Origin of the sequence: Methanohalobium evestigatum Z-7303 (assembly GCF_000196655.1) — an archaeon.
Taxonomy (GTDB): Archaea; Halobacteriota; Methanosarcinia; order Methanosarcinales; family Methanosarcinaceae; genus Methanohalobium; species Methanohalobium evestigatum.
In genome coordinates this window covers 2120460-2136289 of sequence record NC_014253.1, presented here as the reverse complement: position 1 = coordinate 2136289, position 15830 = coordinate 2120460, and the positions used below count along the sequence as shown (strand labels likewise).

The 15830-nt window shown below is 36.6% G+C and carries 16 protein-coding genes and 1 pseudogene; 12 read left to right on the top strand and 5 right to left on the bottom strand.

Going from position 1 to position 15830, the window contains the following annotated elements:
- Positions 1–17: 17 nt before the first annotated feature.
- The 3 genes from METEV_RS10735 to METEV_RS10725 all read right to left on the bottom strand — a co-directional run bounded on the left by METEV_RS10735 (position 18) and on the right by METEV_RS10725 (position 675).
- Positions 18–236, bottom strand: coding sequence for a DUF2180 family protein (locus METEV_RS10735; RefSeq protein WP_013195535.1), 219 nt, complete (start codon positions 234–236; stop codon positions 18–20).
- A gap of 14 nt (positions 237–250) precedes the next feature.
- Positions 251–490: a DUF2180 family protein gene (locus METEV_RS10730; RefSeq protein WP_013195534.1), complete on the bottom strand. Its 240-nt coding sequence runs from the start codon at positions 488–490 to the stop codon at positions 251–253.
- 62 nt (positions 491–552) lie between these two features.
- Positions 553–675, bottom strand: coding sequence for a desulfoferrodoxin dfx domain-containing protein (locus tag METEV_RS10725; protein WP_013195533.1), 123 nt, complete (start codon positions 673–675; stop codon positions 553–555).
- A gap of 225 nt (positions 676–900) precedes the next feature.
- On the opposite strand from METEV_RS10725, the gene METEV_RS10720 reads away from it, so the two are divergent.
- The 6 genes from METEV_RS10720 (at position 901) to METEV_RS10695 (ending at position 5040) form a co-directional block, all read left to right on the top strand.
- Complete coding sequence (locus tag METEV_RS10720) at positions 901–1131, top strand: hypothetical protein (RefSeq protein ID WP_013195532.1); 231 nt, start codon at positions 901–903, stop codon at positions 1129–1131.
- A 310-nt stretch (positions 1132–1441) separates the two neighbouring features.
- Positions 1442–2428, top strand: coding sequence for a 5,10-methylenetetrahydromethanopterin reductase (gene mer / locus METEV_RS10715; protein WP_013195531.1), 987 nt, complete (start codon positions 1442–1444; stop codon positions 2426–2428).
- Entirely contained in the window at positions 2429–3454 is a 1026-nt protein-coding gene (gene fpoF / locus METEV_RS10710; RefSeq protein ID WP_013195530.1) for a F420H2 dehydrogenase subunit FpoF, read from the top strand.
- 21 nt (positions 3455–3475) lie between these two features.
- Positions 3476–3994: a nicotinamide-nucleotide adenylyltransferase gene (locus METEV_RS10705; protein WP_013195529.1), complete on the top strand. Its 519-nt coding sequence runs from the start codon at positions 3476–3478 to the stop codon at positions 3992–3994.
- A gap of 123 nt (positions 3995–4117) precedes the next feature.
- Positions 4118–4324, top strand: coding sequence for a hypothetical protein (locus METEV_RS10700; protein WP_013195528.1), 207 nt, complete (start codon positions 4118–4120; stop codon positions 4322–4324).
- Positions 4321–5040 (top strand): uroporphyrinogen-III synthase, encoded by a 720-nt coding sequence (locus METEV_RS10695; protein ID WP_013195527.1) that lies wholly within the window; start codon positions 4321–4323, stop codon positions 5038–5040. The genes METEV_RS10700 and METEV_RS10695 overlap by 4 nt, the downstream gene beginning before the upstream one ends.
- 2 nt (positions 5041–5042) lie before the next feature.
- Here METEV_RS10695 and METEV_RS10690 read toward each other — a convergent pair whose 3' ends face one another.
- Positions 5043–5639, bottom strand: coding sequence for a flavodoxin family protein (locus METEV_RS10690; protein ID WP_013195526.1), 597 nt, complete (start codon positions 5637–5639; stop codon positions 5043–5045).
- 89 nt (positions 5640–5728) lie between these two features.
- Between METEV_RS10690 and METEV_RS10685 the strand changes: the two genes are divergently transcribed.
- Positions 5729–5935 (top strand): hypothetical protein, encoded by a 207-nt coding sequence (locus METEV_RS10685; RefSeq protein WP_013195525.1) that lies wholly within the window; start codon positions 5729–5731, stop codon positions 5933–5935.
- 73 nt (positions 5936–6008) lie between these two features.
- Positions 6009–6506 carry a rubredoxin-like domain-containing protein gene (locus METEV_RS10680; protein WP_013195524.1) on the top strand — a complete coding sequence of 166 codons (498 nt, stop codon included), beginning with the start codon at positions 6009–6011 and terminating at the stop codon, positions 6504–6506.
- Here the strand turns inward: METEV_RS10680 and METEV_RS12125 are convergent.
- A pseudogene (locus METEV_RS12125) lies at positions 6475–6948 on the bottom strand (RNA-guided endonuclease InsQ/TnpB family protein); the annotation flags it as partial. The gene METEV_RS10680 and the pseudogene METEV_RS12125 sit on opposite strands and share 32 nt — an antisense overlap.
- 267 nt (positions 6949–7215) lie before the next feature.
- Here METEV_RS12125 and METEV_RS10670 point away from each other — a divergent pair.
- From METEV_RS10670 to smc, 4 genes are all read left to right on the top strand, one after another.
- The gene (locus tag METEV_RS10670; protein ID WP_013195522.1) at positions 7216–8709 is read left to right on the top strand and encodes a metallophosphoesterase family protein; all 1494 of its coding nucleotides are present in this window, start codon (positions 7216–7218) and stop codon (positions 8707–8709) included.
- Positions 8706–11372, top strand: a complete 2667-nt coding sequence (locus tag METEV_RS10665; RefSeq protein WP_013195521.1) for an AAA family ATPase — start codon at positions 8706–8708, stop codon at positions 11370–11372. Before METEV_RS10670 ends, METEV_RS10665 begins: the two co-directional genes overlap by 4 nt.
- 102 nt (positions 11373–11474) lie before the next feature.
- Positions 11475–12281 (top strand): hypothetical protein, encoded by an 807-nt coding sequence (locus tag METEV_RS10660; RefSeq protein ID WP_013195520.1) that lies wholly within the window; start codon positions 11475–11477, stop codon positions 12279–12281.
- 18 nt (positions 12282–12299) lie between these two features.
- Positions 12300–15824 carry a chromosome segregation protein SMC gene (smc, locus tag METEV_RS10655; protein WP_013195519.1) on the top strand — a complete coding sequence of 1175 codons (3525 nt, stop codon included), beginning with the start codon at positions 12300–12302 and terminating at the stop codon, positions 15822–15824.
- Positions 15825–15830 lie beyond the last annotated feature (6 nt).

The window sequence follows — 15830 nt, the reverse complement described above, 5'->3', positions numbered from 1 at the left end:
TCCCCTTTATCAATCATTTAATCAAAACTATCAGTTATGATATTATCAGCACATTCATTGCATACAAATTTTGGAAGCGGTTCTGGCAACCTTTTAAAATTTGGGTATGTTCCAACAGATACGGGAAGTTCTAATTTTTTGGTATGTGTAGAACAAATACCTTTACCACAGAAAGTACAGGTACCTGTAGATTCTTTATCTACACCTTCATTCATACAATCATAACATTTCATCATAAAAATCACTCCGGTTAATAGTTCTCCTTGACTACTTTATGACATGTTGGACAAAGCATCTGAGGTAAATGCTGCATATCCTTTGTACTACATTCAACACCCATTCCACACTCCAATTCCACGTCATATTCGCCTTTCATAACAGGAAGGTCTTCCCGTACCGAATGTTCTTTACAGATGCCTCTTCCACAGAGTATACAGATACCTATTGTATCGACATCTTTTCCTTGCTGAGCACAGTCATAACATAACATTAGAATCTTCCTTTGTTTTTTATTTATCAATTAAACAGTATATGTATACCAATGATTTATATTTATTCAACCAGTTCCATTTCTTCTCCGCAACATACCAGTACTCCGCCACCAACTACAGTGACTTCTACTTCATTGCCGCATATTTCACACACATATTTTTCGCCAACACTTGATACTGCCAATTAATCACCTCCTACAACTATCAATTAGTTTGCTGCTGCCAACATATATGTATATTGGTCAATTATTAATTAACTTTCAAATTCTCTGGGATTTGGGAATAAAACAGTTCCCAAATTATACAACAAATTTGTATAATATTAGACACTTATTTCTCCGGTGAAGATGAGAATATCCTCGATGGTTAATCGAAGATATGTAACTGGTTATATAATTATCTTTACGACATGGTCGAATATGACTATAAGTATAATGGTAGTAGGAACAAACTCACCAATAAATACAACTTGAGAAACCAGGTTCCACGTTTAAAAGAAGAAAAACCATTTTTGAAAACTGTTTATTCTTCAGTTCTGAAAAACGTGGCGATAAGGTTAGCAAAATCTTATGAAAACTTTTTCCAGATACCCGAAGTAGGACATCCTCAACACAGAAAAATGGTGCCTATAATATTATGAAAAAAGCAATCCCTGATTTAGATGGGATAGAGGGTGTAGCGTTACACCCGGTGAGTATATCTCACGAATGTAACTGATAATAAAATTAGTTATCTAATGTTACTAAGTTTATCAATTACAATGACGTAACCATATCATTCATATATAATTGATTTAATTACTAAAAGACTTTTTATATACAGTACGTATTATAATAAGGGTTGTATTTATTAATTAGAAAACAGATTATAGGAAAATAGTAAAACCAATAAAGATATAAAGATGTATAATATCCTCAATATTGATATATTTTAACATAGGAGGAGCTAAATTGACATTCGGAATAGAATTTGTACCAAGTGACCCTGTACTTAAAATCGCTCATTATGCAAAATTAGCAGAACAGAGCGGATTTGATAATGTATGGGTGACAGACCACTTCAACAACCGCGATGTATATACTACATTGGCAGTACTTGCCAATAATACCAACAGCATCAAACTGGGTACTGGTGTTACAAATCCGTATACCAGAAATATAGGAATCACCGCATCAAGTATAGGTGCTATAAACGAAATATCTGGTGGCAGAGCAATTCTTGGAATTGGTCCAGGAGATAAAGCAACCTTTGATTCAATGGGTATATCATGGGAAAAACCATTAACAACAACCAAAGAATCTGTAACCGCCCTTAGAGGATATTTCGCAGGAGAAAATGTATCTCTTGATGGAGAGATGGTCAAAGTCGGCGGAGCAAAAATGGCATTTAAGACTGGAGACATCCCCATATACTTGGGTGCCCAGGGTCCAAAAATGCTACAGCTCGCAGGAGAAGTTGCAGATGGAATACTGATTAATGGATCCCATCCAAGAGATTTCGACGTCGCTCTTGACAAAATTAAAGAAGGCGCGGAAAACGCTGGTAGAGATATGAATGATATTGATATCGCAGCCTACACATGCTTCTCGATTGATAAAGATGCTGAAAAAGCAAAACAGGAAGCCAAAGTAGTTGTTGCATTTATTGTAGCAGGCTCACCAGATGTGGTACTTGAACGCCATGGTATCGACCCAGAAGCCAAGAAAAACATCAGTGACGCAATATCCAAAGGTGATTTCAAATCATTGATGGGAGATATGGTCACCGACGATATGGTAAATGCTTTTTCAGTATGTGGTACACCTGAAGACTGCAAACAGAGAGTGGATGAATTGTTTAATACAGGTGTGACACAGATTGTTGTAGGCTCTCCAATCGGTCCCAAAAAAGAGAAAGCCATTAAACTCATAGGAAAGGAAATTATCGGAGGAAAATGATTGCACCCAAAAATATTGGATGTTATTGAAAACGATGTATGTACAGCCTGTGGGGCATGCGCTGCCGTATGCCCCGTCGGGGCTATAACAATTGATAAAAAAGCACAGATACGTGACCCGAATAATCTGGAACTGTATGAAAAAGGAGCTGCACCTTCGGTATGTGAAGATTGTTACGCTTGTGGTAATGTATGCCCGGTGATTCACGGATATGTAGAAGATGAACTGTACAATGTCAAGCAGTTCTTCGGAGCCAGAAGTAGCATACCCGGGCAGGACGGTGGAGTCACATCTGCTATATTAAAATCCCTGCTGGACAAGGGTGAAATTGATTGTGTTGTAGGCATAACCAGAAATGAAAACTGGGAAACCGAACTGGTGTTAATGACAGAACCATCACAGGTAGATCAAACCGCAGGTACAAAATATACCTATGATTCAGTAATTTCTGCCCTTAGAGAACCATTTAAAGACTATGACAGGATTGCTGTTGTAGGTGTACCCTGTCAGGCTCATGGTGCTCGTCTGATATTTGAAAACATAAACGATAAAATCGCCGTCATAATAGGATTGTTCTGTATGGAAAGTTTCCATCATGAAACCATGTTAAATGATATAATACCAAAGGTTCTCGGGCTTGATATAGAACAAGTCGTTAAAATGGACTTTGCCAAAGGAAAATTCTGGGCATATACAAAAGACGGTGAAGGACACAGTGTAAAAATCCCTACTGTAGCAGAATACGCCAGAAACCCGTGTCATAACTGCTGTGACTATACCGCAGTCCATGCAGACATATCCATAGGTTCAGTAGGTGCCCCTGATGGCTGGAATAGTGTACTTATACGCACCGATATAGGAGAAAAGTACTTCAAAAAAGCCAGCAAAGACCTGGAGATAATGGAGAACCCAGAACCTGGAATGGACCTTATCAAAAAACTGCTCAATATGAAACACGAGAAAAATGAACCACATTATCTGGAAGCCTGTGAAAAATTCTCGTTTGAAGCAGGTGGAATAAAATAACTTATTTTACAATTTTCAACTATGCACAGGAAAAGAGCATTTTATATCGGACGATTCCAGCCCTACCATCTGGGGCATAATTCTATTATCAACCGAATCGCCGATGAAGTCGATGAAGTAGTTATAGGAATAGGTAGTGCCCAGAAAAGTCATAGTCCATCTGATCCTTTCACAGCCGGTGAAAGAGTGATGATGATTCGTAACGCTCTTGAAAAGGAAAAAGTTCCAAATTATGCTCTTCCTATCGAAGATATCCAGCAGAACTCATTATGGGTATCTCATGTACTTTCAAGGACTCCTTTATTTGATGTGGTATATTCAAACAACCCACTGGTAATACAACTGTTTGAAGAGGCAGGAATACCTGTAAAACAGTCACCCATGTACCAGAGAGAACAATATTCAGGCACAAGAATTCGGAAAAAGATGATTGAGGATAATGACTGGAGACACCTTGTACCTGATGCTGTAGCAGACATTATCGATGAAATAGATGGTATCACACGATTAAAAAATGTTTCAAGAACCGACATAGACTAAATTAACTATTAAAATTTTTATATAAAACCGCTCCAAAAATTTTTTGAAACATTAAGACAAATATTAAAATATAGTAACTCATTATCTTTATAAAAATGGGGCTAACCAAAAGGAGGGTTTATATTGGCTGATAAAAAAAATCCACCTGTTTTTTGTGAAAAGTACTGCATTATCTGCAAAGGTGCAAGGTCAGGAAATAAAATCTGTAAGACCATACAAAATCTGGAATTAAAAATTTTTGGAGATAATGGGTGTCCTTTCGGTCAAGCAAGAGCTGAATATTATGGAGTTAAACCTGATGAAAAGCTACCTATTGAAGATGAAGAATGACCTATGAAATTATGAAGGTTGCCGTAACACGTTTACATGAAAAAGATGATGGAACATACAATCTTTTCAAAAAGTATGGACTTGATGCAATTCTAATACCCACCATACAATCACGTGAGCCTTCTGATAAATCATCTATGCAAACTCTTCTAAAAAAGTTGGAATCGCGGTGTATAGATTTTCTCATTTTTACAAGTACACTTGGTGTTATCAAATTTTTCAAGTGGACTACTGAAATTCCTGATAGAACCAAAATAATCAGTGTGGGCCCCAAAACAGCAGAAAAGATAAACCAGTATGGATACCACACAGAAGTTCTGGATTCATACTATTCTGAACATTTTGCAACACATCTTGGTGAAAAGGTATCAGGCAAAACTGTTGGCATCACCAGAGCAAATACACCTGATTCTGGGCTTAAACAATCTCTGCAGTCAATGGGTGCAACTGTTATTGAAGGGTTCTGTTATGAACTCGTAGAAACCCCTAATGAATTGAAAGATTATATAGTGGATAAAAAAATCGATGGTGTTGTTTTTACAAGCACAAAATCTTTTCTAGCTTCAAAACTTACAAATTCTGAAGTCAAAGATATCATTACAGTGGCAATTGGACCAAAAACAGCTGAAAGTATGGAAAATCACGATATAACACCCACTCTTGTAGGTTCAGGTACCCTTGATTCATGTGCTCTTTTGCTTAAAGATATAGAATAAAATTATACAAATTTCTTGGTCAAGTTTTGACCTTCCTGATAGGCTGATTGTAATATTTTCTCATCTCTGGATACAGCTCCCCTATCAAAGTAACTGGTTACTGGGAACTTTGTTTCTATTTTGTACCCCAGTGTTTCAAGTGGTTTTGACATGGCATCCAATGTATATCCCATGCCATCCATATCTGGCTGTTCGCATATCCCAAAAACAATCGCTTTTCGACCCTGTCCTTCCAAACGGGATGAATAGTTTCTGGGTCTGTCCTCAGTAAAATTATAATAAGGATAGAGACGGTCGATAAAAGCCTTTATCCAGGATGTGACATTGTAATTATGTGAAGGAGAACCCATCACAAGACCTTTTGACTCTTCAAACTTTGGATATAAAAGCTTCATACCATCACCATCATAGAGACGTGTGCAGGTTTTATCTTTGCGGCACCGCTCACATCCTATACACGGCTGAATTACATAATCACGCAGATGAATTGTTTCAGTATCAACTCCTTCCTCCTTAACTCCTTTTAAAAAATTATCGAGCAATATATCGGTGTTTCCTTTTTTCCTGGGACTGCCACTTAAACCAAGTACTTTAACCATATTCAATCTCCAAATTTTTATTATAAATAACTGCCCAACACAATTTATTTAAATATTAGTACACTTTAATTTATTAAGGGAGGAGTCTTATGAACTGCCAAATTTGCGGAGTGGAAAGTAACAGTAAATACTGTCAGGAATGTGAAAAAATTCTTAATGAAGTAGTTAGAAGAGTGGGGGAAGCGCGCTGGAATGCTATGGAAGATTGTTCATTTATATATCCAATGATAAAAAGAGTTGCAAAAGGAGAACTGACAGTAAACGATATAATACAGCAGTTGGAAAGAGAGGATTAATTTCCAGTTTTCCTTTTCATTTTATAACCATTACCAATTAATAGAAACTGTTTTTCCATCAGAGGAGATATGATTGACAATAAACCTGAAAGAGCAATATGTATGTACTGTATGCAGTTACAACATGGTTGGATATTTACCTGAAAGGTGTCCTTTCTGCAATGCTCCCAAAGACAAATTCATAACTGCTGAAAAATGTTCAAGAGGTTATGATGTACAAGAGACACCTGTAACAGATTCTGTTACCAGGTTAAGTTCTGTTCCAAAACTGGGTATCGAACACGCTTCATATCAGATAAATAAAGACAACAAAATTCATCAGATAGACTGCCCGTCAAGTTTTGACACCAGCATAAAACCAATGGATGAGATTATATTCACACATTTCCATTTTCTTGGTGCATCCAATCTATACAGAAAATATTTTTCATCAAAAGTATCCATTCATCAATCAGATTCTGATTTCAAATTATGCAGAGGATTTAGTTTTGACAATACATTCCAAACCAGTTTTATAAAAAATGGGATAGAAGCTGTTCATATTGACCTATTATGTTGTCAGGTATTTTGAAGTATAGGTATTTAATCCCATAAGTTCTGTAATAATCTAAACCTAACGATAACCTGATATTGTCGTCGATAACCTTCAGTTGATCTTTCTTGAACGTACATATGAAGTTACCGTCTTTATCCAGATACTTTGGAAGAGAAACAGGTTTTTCATATTCTCCTTTTCTCTTCTTATCCAGAAGCTTGAAGAACGATTTCATACTGCCGTCTACAGTTTCCACTGTATTCTGGGCAACCTGAGAAGGCAGAAGCTTGTAGTTGTCGTTCTCTTTAACCGTATGATAAGCAGTATTCTTATTGAGATATTTACCATGGTTGAAAAAGTATTGTCTAATCGTATACAATGTGAAATTGTACAGGTTCTTGGACAGCTTGGTCAACCTCTTCAAAGTTTCATAGGTCTGTTTATCAGCACGGAGATGATTCTTCTGGGTCAGATACATACATTATACAATCGTTTAGCAAAATACTTATATTTTTTTGACTCTTTATCATACCACGATGCTAAAGACATCGTGGTTTTCTTCATCTTTATAAACAAAATCTGTGGAGTCAATTACGTCATGGATTTTAAAGACTGGTATCCAAGATACAAAAGCCTGCTGGTATCAAAATCTGGATAAAATTACACTCATCATTTAAAATTTATTGTAAGCTAATGGAAAAAATACATCAACCTTAAAAGTGTTGAGATTCCTATAGAATCAAACATGGGACGTGAAATAAAATTACTCCACACTGCTGATACACATATAGGCTACCGCCAATACCAGAGCGAATCTCGCCGACAGGATTTTCTTGATGCTTTTTCCACTGTTATAAATGACGCCATTGAAATGCAGGTTGATGCTGTTGTACACGCTGGAGACCTTTTTGATTCAAGAAACCCAACACTTGAAGATATACTGGAAACTATGAGGATTATTTCACGTTTGAAATCATCGAATATCCCATTTCTGGCTATTGTAGGCAACCATGAAAGTAAACAGCACACTCAATGGCTTGACCTTTTTGAAAAGATGGGTATTGCTGTAAGGCTCGGATACGAACCTTATAAAATAGACGAGGTTAGTATCTTTGGAATCGATAGTGTTCCAAAATCAAAAATCCCCTATTTCGACTATTCTGTTTTTAATAATTATTCTAATAATTCACAATACAACCTTCTTGTAATGCATCAACTCATGAAACCATTTGCCTTTGGAGAATGGGATTGTGAAGAGGTGATTGAATATACTCCATTTGATGTACATGCCATTCTGCTTGGAGATTATCACAAACATGAAAAGATAGACGTAAACAATACATGGGTCACATACTGCGGGAGTACCGAACGTACCAGTTCATCAGAACGTGAAACACGCTCCTACAATATTGTTACAATAAACGATTCAGGTATAGATATCAGCAGACGTAATCTCCCAACTCGTGATTTCGAATTTATACCTGTTACGATAAAAGACAAAGATAATGCATATGATGATATTTTCAATACTGTTAAAGAATACAATATCGAAAACAGTGTTACCATTGTAGAAATTTCTGGTGATCCAAACATCACAATATCATACAGTGAAATAGAAGATTATCTGTTAAACCAGGGTGCTCTTGTCCCAAGAATAAGGGATTTGAGAACCGGCAGCGATGAACTGGACGAGATATCAATGGATGTTTCATTTTCAGACCCAGACGAAGCTGTCAGGGAAGAACTCAAAAATATGAACCTTACAAAAGGCGGATTACTGGTAGATGAAATTGTACGGGATATGAAAATTGTTAAAAGTAACATAGATTCAAAAATTGATGACGAGATGGAAAAACTACTTGAAGATATCGATTTCACAAACCCTGTCCCATCTTCTTCTAATACTGAAACCCAGAATCAAAATGAACCCTGTAAGGATCACAGTAACGACAGTCAGGATAATAAAGATAATCCTATAGAAACAGGAACAATAACCGATAAAAAAAATGAATCTGAAAATGAGCAGACATCAGTAACAACCGAATCATCTGAAAACTACAATAAAGAACAACCTTCAGACGTTATAAAAGATGATACAAAAAACAAACCTAACAATGTTTTAGAGAATTCTGGTTACAACTGGGTTGAAGATAGAACAGATAATAAAAAACATCAAAAGAAAAAAGCAACACATAAAAAATCCGCACCCAAACAGCACAATCTTGGAGATTATCTATGAAACTCAAACGTTTATATGTCGAAAACATTAGAAGTTATGAATATCTCGACCTTTCATTTAACAATGGTGTATCAGTAGTATCCGGTGCTAACGGGAGTGGAAAATCCAGTCTACTTGAGGCTTTTTTTACCGGGCTTTTTGGAAGCAGGACACTTTCAAAAGAATATGTTCTGGCAGATATGATACGCAAGGGTGCTTCAAAAGCCAGTATATATCTGGAACTGGAACAAAATGGAAATGAATACATAATCGAGCAGGGTTTCAGATACGATACTAAAAATGATAGGGCTTACAATTCTAAATCCGTATTTAAATCCAATGGTAATATAGTGGTAGACCAAGCTACCCAGACTTATGATGCTGTTTGCAAATTACTCAACATGGATGAAGAAGCGTACAGAAATTGTGTGTACATAAGGCAGGGTGAAATTGATATACTCATTAATGCAACCCCTAAAGAACGCCAGAATATGATCGATGACCTATTACAAATCGGAAAACTGGAACATTATCGAGAACGAGCCAGCAATGCTAAAAAAGGTGTAAAACGGCATTTAAGAGATGTGGATAATCGAATCAAAAACACAGAGTCTGAAATTGAAAAGATTAAAAATGAAAACCCCTATGAAAACCTGAACAAACTCAGAGAAAAATCCAAAAATATACAGTCCAAAATCGATGAACTCAATCAGAAAAAAGATAGCGCCAAATCCAAAATCGATGAACTTAATAACAGTATTACTACCTATTCAGAACTGGAAGAGAAAAAGAAATCGATAAACGAAGAAATTCAGGATTTCAACACCAAAAAAACCCAGATGTATAAGGATATCGAGGATATAAAAGCAGATATCAGCAAAAAGCGCCAGTATTTAAAACAACTCCAAGATAAAAATTCAGAACTTGAAAACCAAATCGATTTCAATATTGATGACATTGAAAACACTGTAAATAAAAAGGAAGAAGAAGAACGGGTTGCAAGAGAAAATCTGAATACTGTATCCAGTAACCGGGCTATCAAGGAAAATGAACTGAAACTCAAAAATGATACCTTAAAAGATATTGACAAACAGATTACTGAAAGTAATAAAAATATCCAGAAAAAGAAAGAATCCGTAGAATCGGTTCAAAAAGAAATCGAAAATTTTGAAATTTCCATGAAAGAATGGGAAAACAAGAAAAAGACTGCGCTTGAAAACGCAATATCCCTTGGATTTACCGAGGATAAACTGGACAACATCGATGACACTATGGAGCTTCTAAACGACCAGCAAAAAGACCTTCATGGCAGAGAACGTGAACTCCAGACCTCGATATCAGAAGTGGAAAAACGTTTAAACGAACATAAAAAATTGCTCGAAAAGGGTAAATGCCCCACATGCGGACAGGATTTGAAAAACTCCAGCATTGAAGAATCTACATCAGAGGATGAAAAACAGAAAAAATCCCTCGAGGAACAGCTTTCAAAAACCAGAGAAGATTTAAAAAGTGTGCAGGAGAGACTGAAAAAAGTAAAAACCGCCAGAAAATACAGTAAAACTATCAACGATAGTCAAAATGAGATACAGATAATCCAGAACAAAATCGAATCGCTAAAAAAACAGATAGAAGATTATAACAACAACATAGAAGAGGAAAAAACAAATATCAATGAACTTGAAAACCGCAAAAAGGAAGTCAATGGATTAATCGATGAACTTAACAAAGAAATATTGACCCTGAAACAAAAAGAAGAGACTGCAGGAAAAGAACATCAGAAAGTTCTGAATAGTCTTGATATTGTTAAAAATATCCGAAACAACCTCAACGAATACGAAAAAATCCAGAGCGATATAAATCAGCTGGAATACAAGATAAAAAGCAACCAAGATAACGCATCTCTACTTGACAGCCAAATTACAGAACGCAGAGAGCGGTTAAAAGAAATAAAGGATAAAATGGGTGATGTTGACATAGATGGTTTGAGAAAAACACTCAAACAATATGAAAGCGCCCATCAAAACATTACGAACGAAATTGATAAATTATACCAGGATAAAGACAGCGTTCTCAAAGAAGCCGGTCGACTGGAAAACGAAATTAACCGCCTGAACAACCTGCACAAAGATTTACAATATCTGGAAAATAAAAAAAATTACCTTAATAGTGTCTATGAAGATTCTGAATCTCTTGAAAATATGTATATGCGTATCCGTGCCAACCTCCGTGAGAAGAATATAAAAGCACTGGATTCATTGATAAATGAAATATTCACTTTCATGTATTCCAACAATGCTTACTCACATATACGGCTCGATTCTGATTATAATTTCACCATTTATGAAAAAGACGGCACCCCGCTTGACCCCAAACTATTAAGTGGTGGAGAACGGGCAATATTCAATCTGGTTCTTAGATGTGCCATTTACAGGCTCTTATCATATGGTGTCAGCAACAGTTCCAGCAGTTCAGAATTGCCACCTCTAATACTTGATGAACCGACTGTTTTCCTTGACAGAGGGCATATCCACCAGCTTATAAAACTTATTGATATGATGAGGGATTCTGGAGTAGGACAGATTCTGATAGTATCCCATGACGAAAGTTTAATCGATTCTGCTGATTACGTATATCAGGTGGAAAAAGACCCTGTTACAAATACATCCATGATTTCTGCAAAATAAAAACAACCACAACTTATATCATATCTCTACGTACATAAAAATCTTATAAGATTAAATATATAAAATTTGAGGGATGAATGAATTTACGAGGTAACATAAAATATGGGCAATGAAAACAGGGATTTTGTTATTGAAAGGCTTGAAAAACAGGTCGCTGATAAAGAGCAGGAAATCAAAAAAATAAAAGATTCACTCAAAGATTCAATCATCGAGGAAATTCATCAGGAGCTTGATATTAACAACCTTGAAAACAACGGCTCAACAGAAAATGTAGAAGAACTGGAGAAACGTGTGAGCAAAATTGAAGATAAGGTCAAGGAACTTGGAAAAACACTTGAAGGCATGATGGAAGAATTGCTGGACCAAAAATCAATTCTTAAAAATCTCGAAAATCAATCCCAAACTCCAACCTCGAATGGCTATGAATCTGGTAATTCTTCAAATACAAAATCCCTTGATTCTAACGGTATTGATAGCGGCTATGCAGGCTTTTCAGGCGAAACCTCAGGATCAAAAATATCAGAATATACAAAAAAATTTACAGGAAGAAAAGACCAGAACATTGATGAAAGTGCTTCTGGTAGTTATACACAAATACAGGAAATCGATACTATACAACCTCAAGAGCAACAAGAAAATGAAAACAACGTTTCTGTAGAACCCGAATATATAATTGCTGAAAGTGGGGAGAAAAACCACAAGAAAAATCCCACTATGGAAAACAGTTCTGAATATATAATTGCTGAGAGTGGAGAAAAGGGCTCATCAAAAAAAGGAAGACCGAAAAGAAAAAGCAATGAATATATTGTTGCCGATGGAGATGATTCATCTACTCATAATCCCGAACCTGAAGAAAAAGTTGAACATAGAGAAGACGAAGATGCTGAAATTATCACTAATGACAAATAATTTTTAAAGAGGTTGCACGTGTACATAAAGGAAATTGAATTCCTGAATTTCAAATCCTTTGGTAAAAAGGTAAAGATACCATTTTTTGATGATTTTACAACCATATCCGGACCAAACGGAAGTGGCAAATCAAACATAATTGATGGTATCCTGTTTGCATTGGGTCTGTCCAATTCAAGAACTATGCGTGCTGAAAAACTTACAGACCTGATTTATAATCCCGATTCCAGTAATAAGCCACAGTACGCACAGGTTAAAATCCGTTTTGACAACTCAGACAATGAAATGCCTGTGGAAGCTGATGAAGTTGAGATTACGCGAAAAATAAAGGAAACGGGAAGTGGGTATTACAGCTATTTTTATTTTAATGGAAAATCTGTAAGTTTGAAAGACATTCATAATTATCTCGCCAAAGCAAAAGTTACACCCGAAGGATACAATGTTGTCATGCAGGGAGATGTCACCCAGATTATAACCATGACCCCTGTAGAAAGGAGAAAAATCATCGATGAAATCGCGGGTGTATCCGAATTTGATAATAAAAAAGAAAGAGCGATGAATGAACTTGAAACCGTTCGAGAACACATTGAAAGAGTAGACATTATAATCGAAGAAGTTAACAATCAGCTTGATAAACTCAAGGATGAACGGGATCAGGCACTTAAATACCAATCATTGAAACAGGAAAAAGCAAAGTATGAAGGTTTTGTAATCCTTTCAAAATTAAAGGATGCAAAAAAAGAGCTTGAATCTGTAAACAGTGATATTGAATCCAAGAACAATTCAGTAGAAGAACTACAAAAATCACTGGATGAAAAGAATGAACAGCTACAAGAACTTGAAAAAACCCTCTCTGACCTTACAAACCAAATCCAGAATATGGGTGAAAAGGAACAAATCCAGATAAAAAAGGATATTGAAGAGATAAGGGGAGAGATTTCAAGGTGTAATGGCAGTATTGAAATTGCTGAAAACGAAATACAGGACATAGATACCCGACGACGTAAGACCCTTGTAGATATTGATGATGCAAAATCTAAGGTTGAAGAACTTGAATCAAAAATCAATGATGAAGAAATACGCAAAGAAAGTATCAATTCTGAACTCAGCGAACGTAAAAACGAACTGAAACTTCTGCAGAGCAAAATCAATGATGTTGATGCCAAATTTGCCGAAACCCGGGACAAACTGTCTGAACTCAAAAATGAACGTGAACAAATTAAGAATGAAAAAAGTGAACTGATTCGCGAAGAAAACCGTTTGCTTGATGCAGTAAGACGTAAATCCGCAGAAAAAAGGGATATAGAAAACGAAATACAAGATTCTAAAGAAAAAATCGAATCTTCAGATAGCGATACCCGCTCTGTTCAACATGAAATTGATAAACTGAACGAAAAAATCGAGTCACTGAACAAAGACCTCGATGACCTTGAAAGCAACCGCTCCCAGCTTAAAGAAATATTGAATGAACATGAAGAAGAACTCCGAAAGCACCAGCAGGAATATGCACAAGTTGAAGCCCGAGTCCGTGCTGCAGAGGAAAACAGCAAATACTCAAAAGCGGTTGATACGGTCATATCTGCAAAAAATAACAAGGAACTTCAGGGAATCTATGGAACTATTGCTGAACTGGGACAGGCAGACGAAAAATATTCTACCGCTCTTCAGATAGCTGCAGGCGGACGTATGCAGGCTGTTGTTACTGAAAATGATGAAGATGCATCAGAAGCAATCGAATATTTAAAGCGGTATAAAGCTGGAAGAGCAACATTTCTCCCTCTAACAAAACTTGAAAAACGCAGACCTTACAAAGACCTCTCGGATAAAAAAGGTGTTGTTGGTTATGCGATAGATCTTATTGATTTTGATGATAAATTTGAACCTGCTTTCTGGTACGTATTCAGAGATACTCTGGTAATGGATAGTTTGGAAAACGCCCGCAAACTGATGGGCGGACTCCGAATAGTAACCCTTGATGGAGAACTTGTCGAAAAAAGCGGAGCCATGAGTGGCGGGTCCAAACAGCAGCGTTCAGGTCTTTCATTTGCCGCGGCTGAGAAGGAAAAACTTACAAAAATAGCAGAAAAAATCACCGAATACGATTCCAAACGCAACAACACAATCAAAAAACTTGATGATGTTGAAAGCCAGATTTCTGATGTTAAGCAGGAAATCAACAATCACGAAAATGAAATATCCAAAAAACAGATGCAACTTGAGGAAATCTCAAGCAGAGAGGAACGACTATCCCAATTCATAGAATCCAAAAACAAAGAACTTGAAGAAATAGAAGAATCACGTAAAGAACTCAAAGAAGAGATGGATAAGGTCGTTGCAGATAAGGATGAGAAAACCAAAAAAGAAAACGAACTTGATGAGAAAATATCAGAACTTGAAGAAGAACTTGCCGATTCTGAAATACCCGAACTCAATGAAAAAGCTGATAATCTGAACGAAGAAATCCAGAGACTGGAGGGACGTATACGTGATACTGACAGTAATATCAATTCATTGAATCTTGACCTTGAATACGCCAACAAAAGAATTAGCGATGATAGGGAACTCATTGAAGAGCTTGATGAGAAAAAATCAAGCCATCAAGGTCGTATTGAATCCTTTAAAGAAAAAATCAAAGAACTGGAAGATAGTCTTGCCAGTAAACAGGAAAGGGAAAAAGAGCTGGGTGATGAACTCAAAGAATTACAGGACGAGAGGGCGAACAAACAAACCGAATATGACAACCTCAAAAAAGATTATAATTCCATCAAATCCAAATTTGAGAATGCAAGTAACCGACTTCAGGCACTTGAATCTACAAAAAGTTCTCTTAAAGAGCAAATAGATGAATTAAGAAGCGAACTGGAACAGCGAGGAATTGAGGAAACTGAAGAAGTCCCCAACTATGAAACAGTACGTACAAGGATTGCATCGATTGAAAAAGCCATGGAAGACCTTGAACCTGTCAATATGCGAGCTATCGATGAGTATGATGAGGTTTTGAATAGACATGAAGAGATGAAAAACCGAAGAGACACCCTTTCAAATGAAAGGGAGCAGATTCTGGAACGTATAGAGCAATATGAAAACCTCAAAAAAGAAACGTTCATGGAGACATTTAATGGAATAAATAAAGCTTTCTCATCCATATTCAATGAACTTTCAGATGGAACAGGTGAACTGGCTCTTGATAATTATGAAGAGCCGTTTTCTGGAGGACTTACTCTTAAAGCCCAGCCCAAAGACAAAAGCCTGCAACGTCTGGAAGCAATGTCAGGTGGAGAAAAAAGCCTGACGGCTCTTGCATTTGTTTTTGCAATCCAATCTTATCGTCCAGCTCCATTCTATGCCTTTGATGAAATCGATATGTTCCTTGATGGTGCTAATTCTGAAAGGGTCGCACAGCGTATTAAAAAATCCGTGAACGGTGCTCAGTTTATAGTGGTCTCACTCCGGAAGCCCATGATTGAATCTGCTTCAAGGACTCTTGGAGTTACCATGCAGGAGAATAACAATACCAGTATCACAGGCGTTAAACTGTATTGAAACTGT

Bases quoted from the DNA above. Each gene is read 5' to 3' on its own strand.
- METEV_RS10735 (WP_013195535.1), bottom strand. From the start codon at position 236: ATGATGAAATGTTATGATTGTATGAATGAAGGTGTAGATAAAGAATCT.
- METEV_RS10730 (WP_013195534.1), bottom strand. From the start codon at position 490: ATGTTATGTTATGACTGTGCTCAGCAAGGAAAAGATGTCGATACAATA.
- METEV_RS10720 (WP_013195532.1), top strand. From the start codon at position 901: ATGGTCGAATATGACTATAAGTATAATGGTAGTAGGAACAAACTCACC.
- METEV_RS10705 (WP_013195529.1), top strand. From the start codon at position 3,476: ATGCACAGGAAAAGAGCATTTTATATCGGACGATTCCAGCCCTACCAT.
- METEV_RS10695 (WP_013195527.1), top strand. From the start codon at position 4,321: ATGACCTATGAAATTATGAAGGTTGCCGTAACACGTTTACATGAAAAA.
- METEV_RS10690 (WP_013195526.1), bottom strand. From the start codon at position 5,639: ATGGTTAAAGTACTTGGTTTAAGTGGCAGTCCCAGGAAAAAAGGAAAC.
- METEV_RS10685 (WP_013195525.1), top strand. From the start codon at position 5,729: ATGAACTGCCAAATTTGCGGAGTGGAAAGTAACAGTAAATACTGTCAG.
- METEV_RS10670 (WP_013195522.1), top strand. From the start codon at position 7,216: ATGGGACGTGAAATAAAATTACTCCACACTGCTGATACACATATAGGC.
- METEV_RS10665 (WP_013195521.1), top strand. From the start codon at position 8,706: ATGAAACTCAAACGTTTATATGTCGAAAACATTAGAAGTTATGAATAT.
- METEV_RS10660 (WP_013195520.1), top strand. From the start codon at position 11,475: ATGGGCAATGAAAACAGGGATTTTGTTATTGAAAGGCTTGAAAAACAG.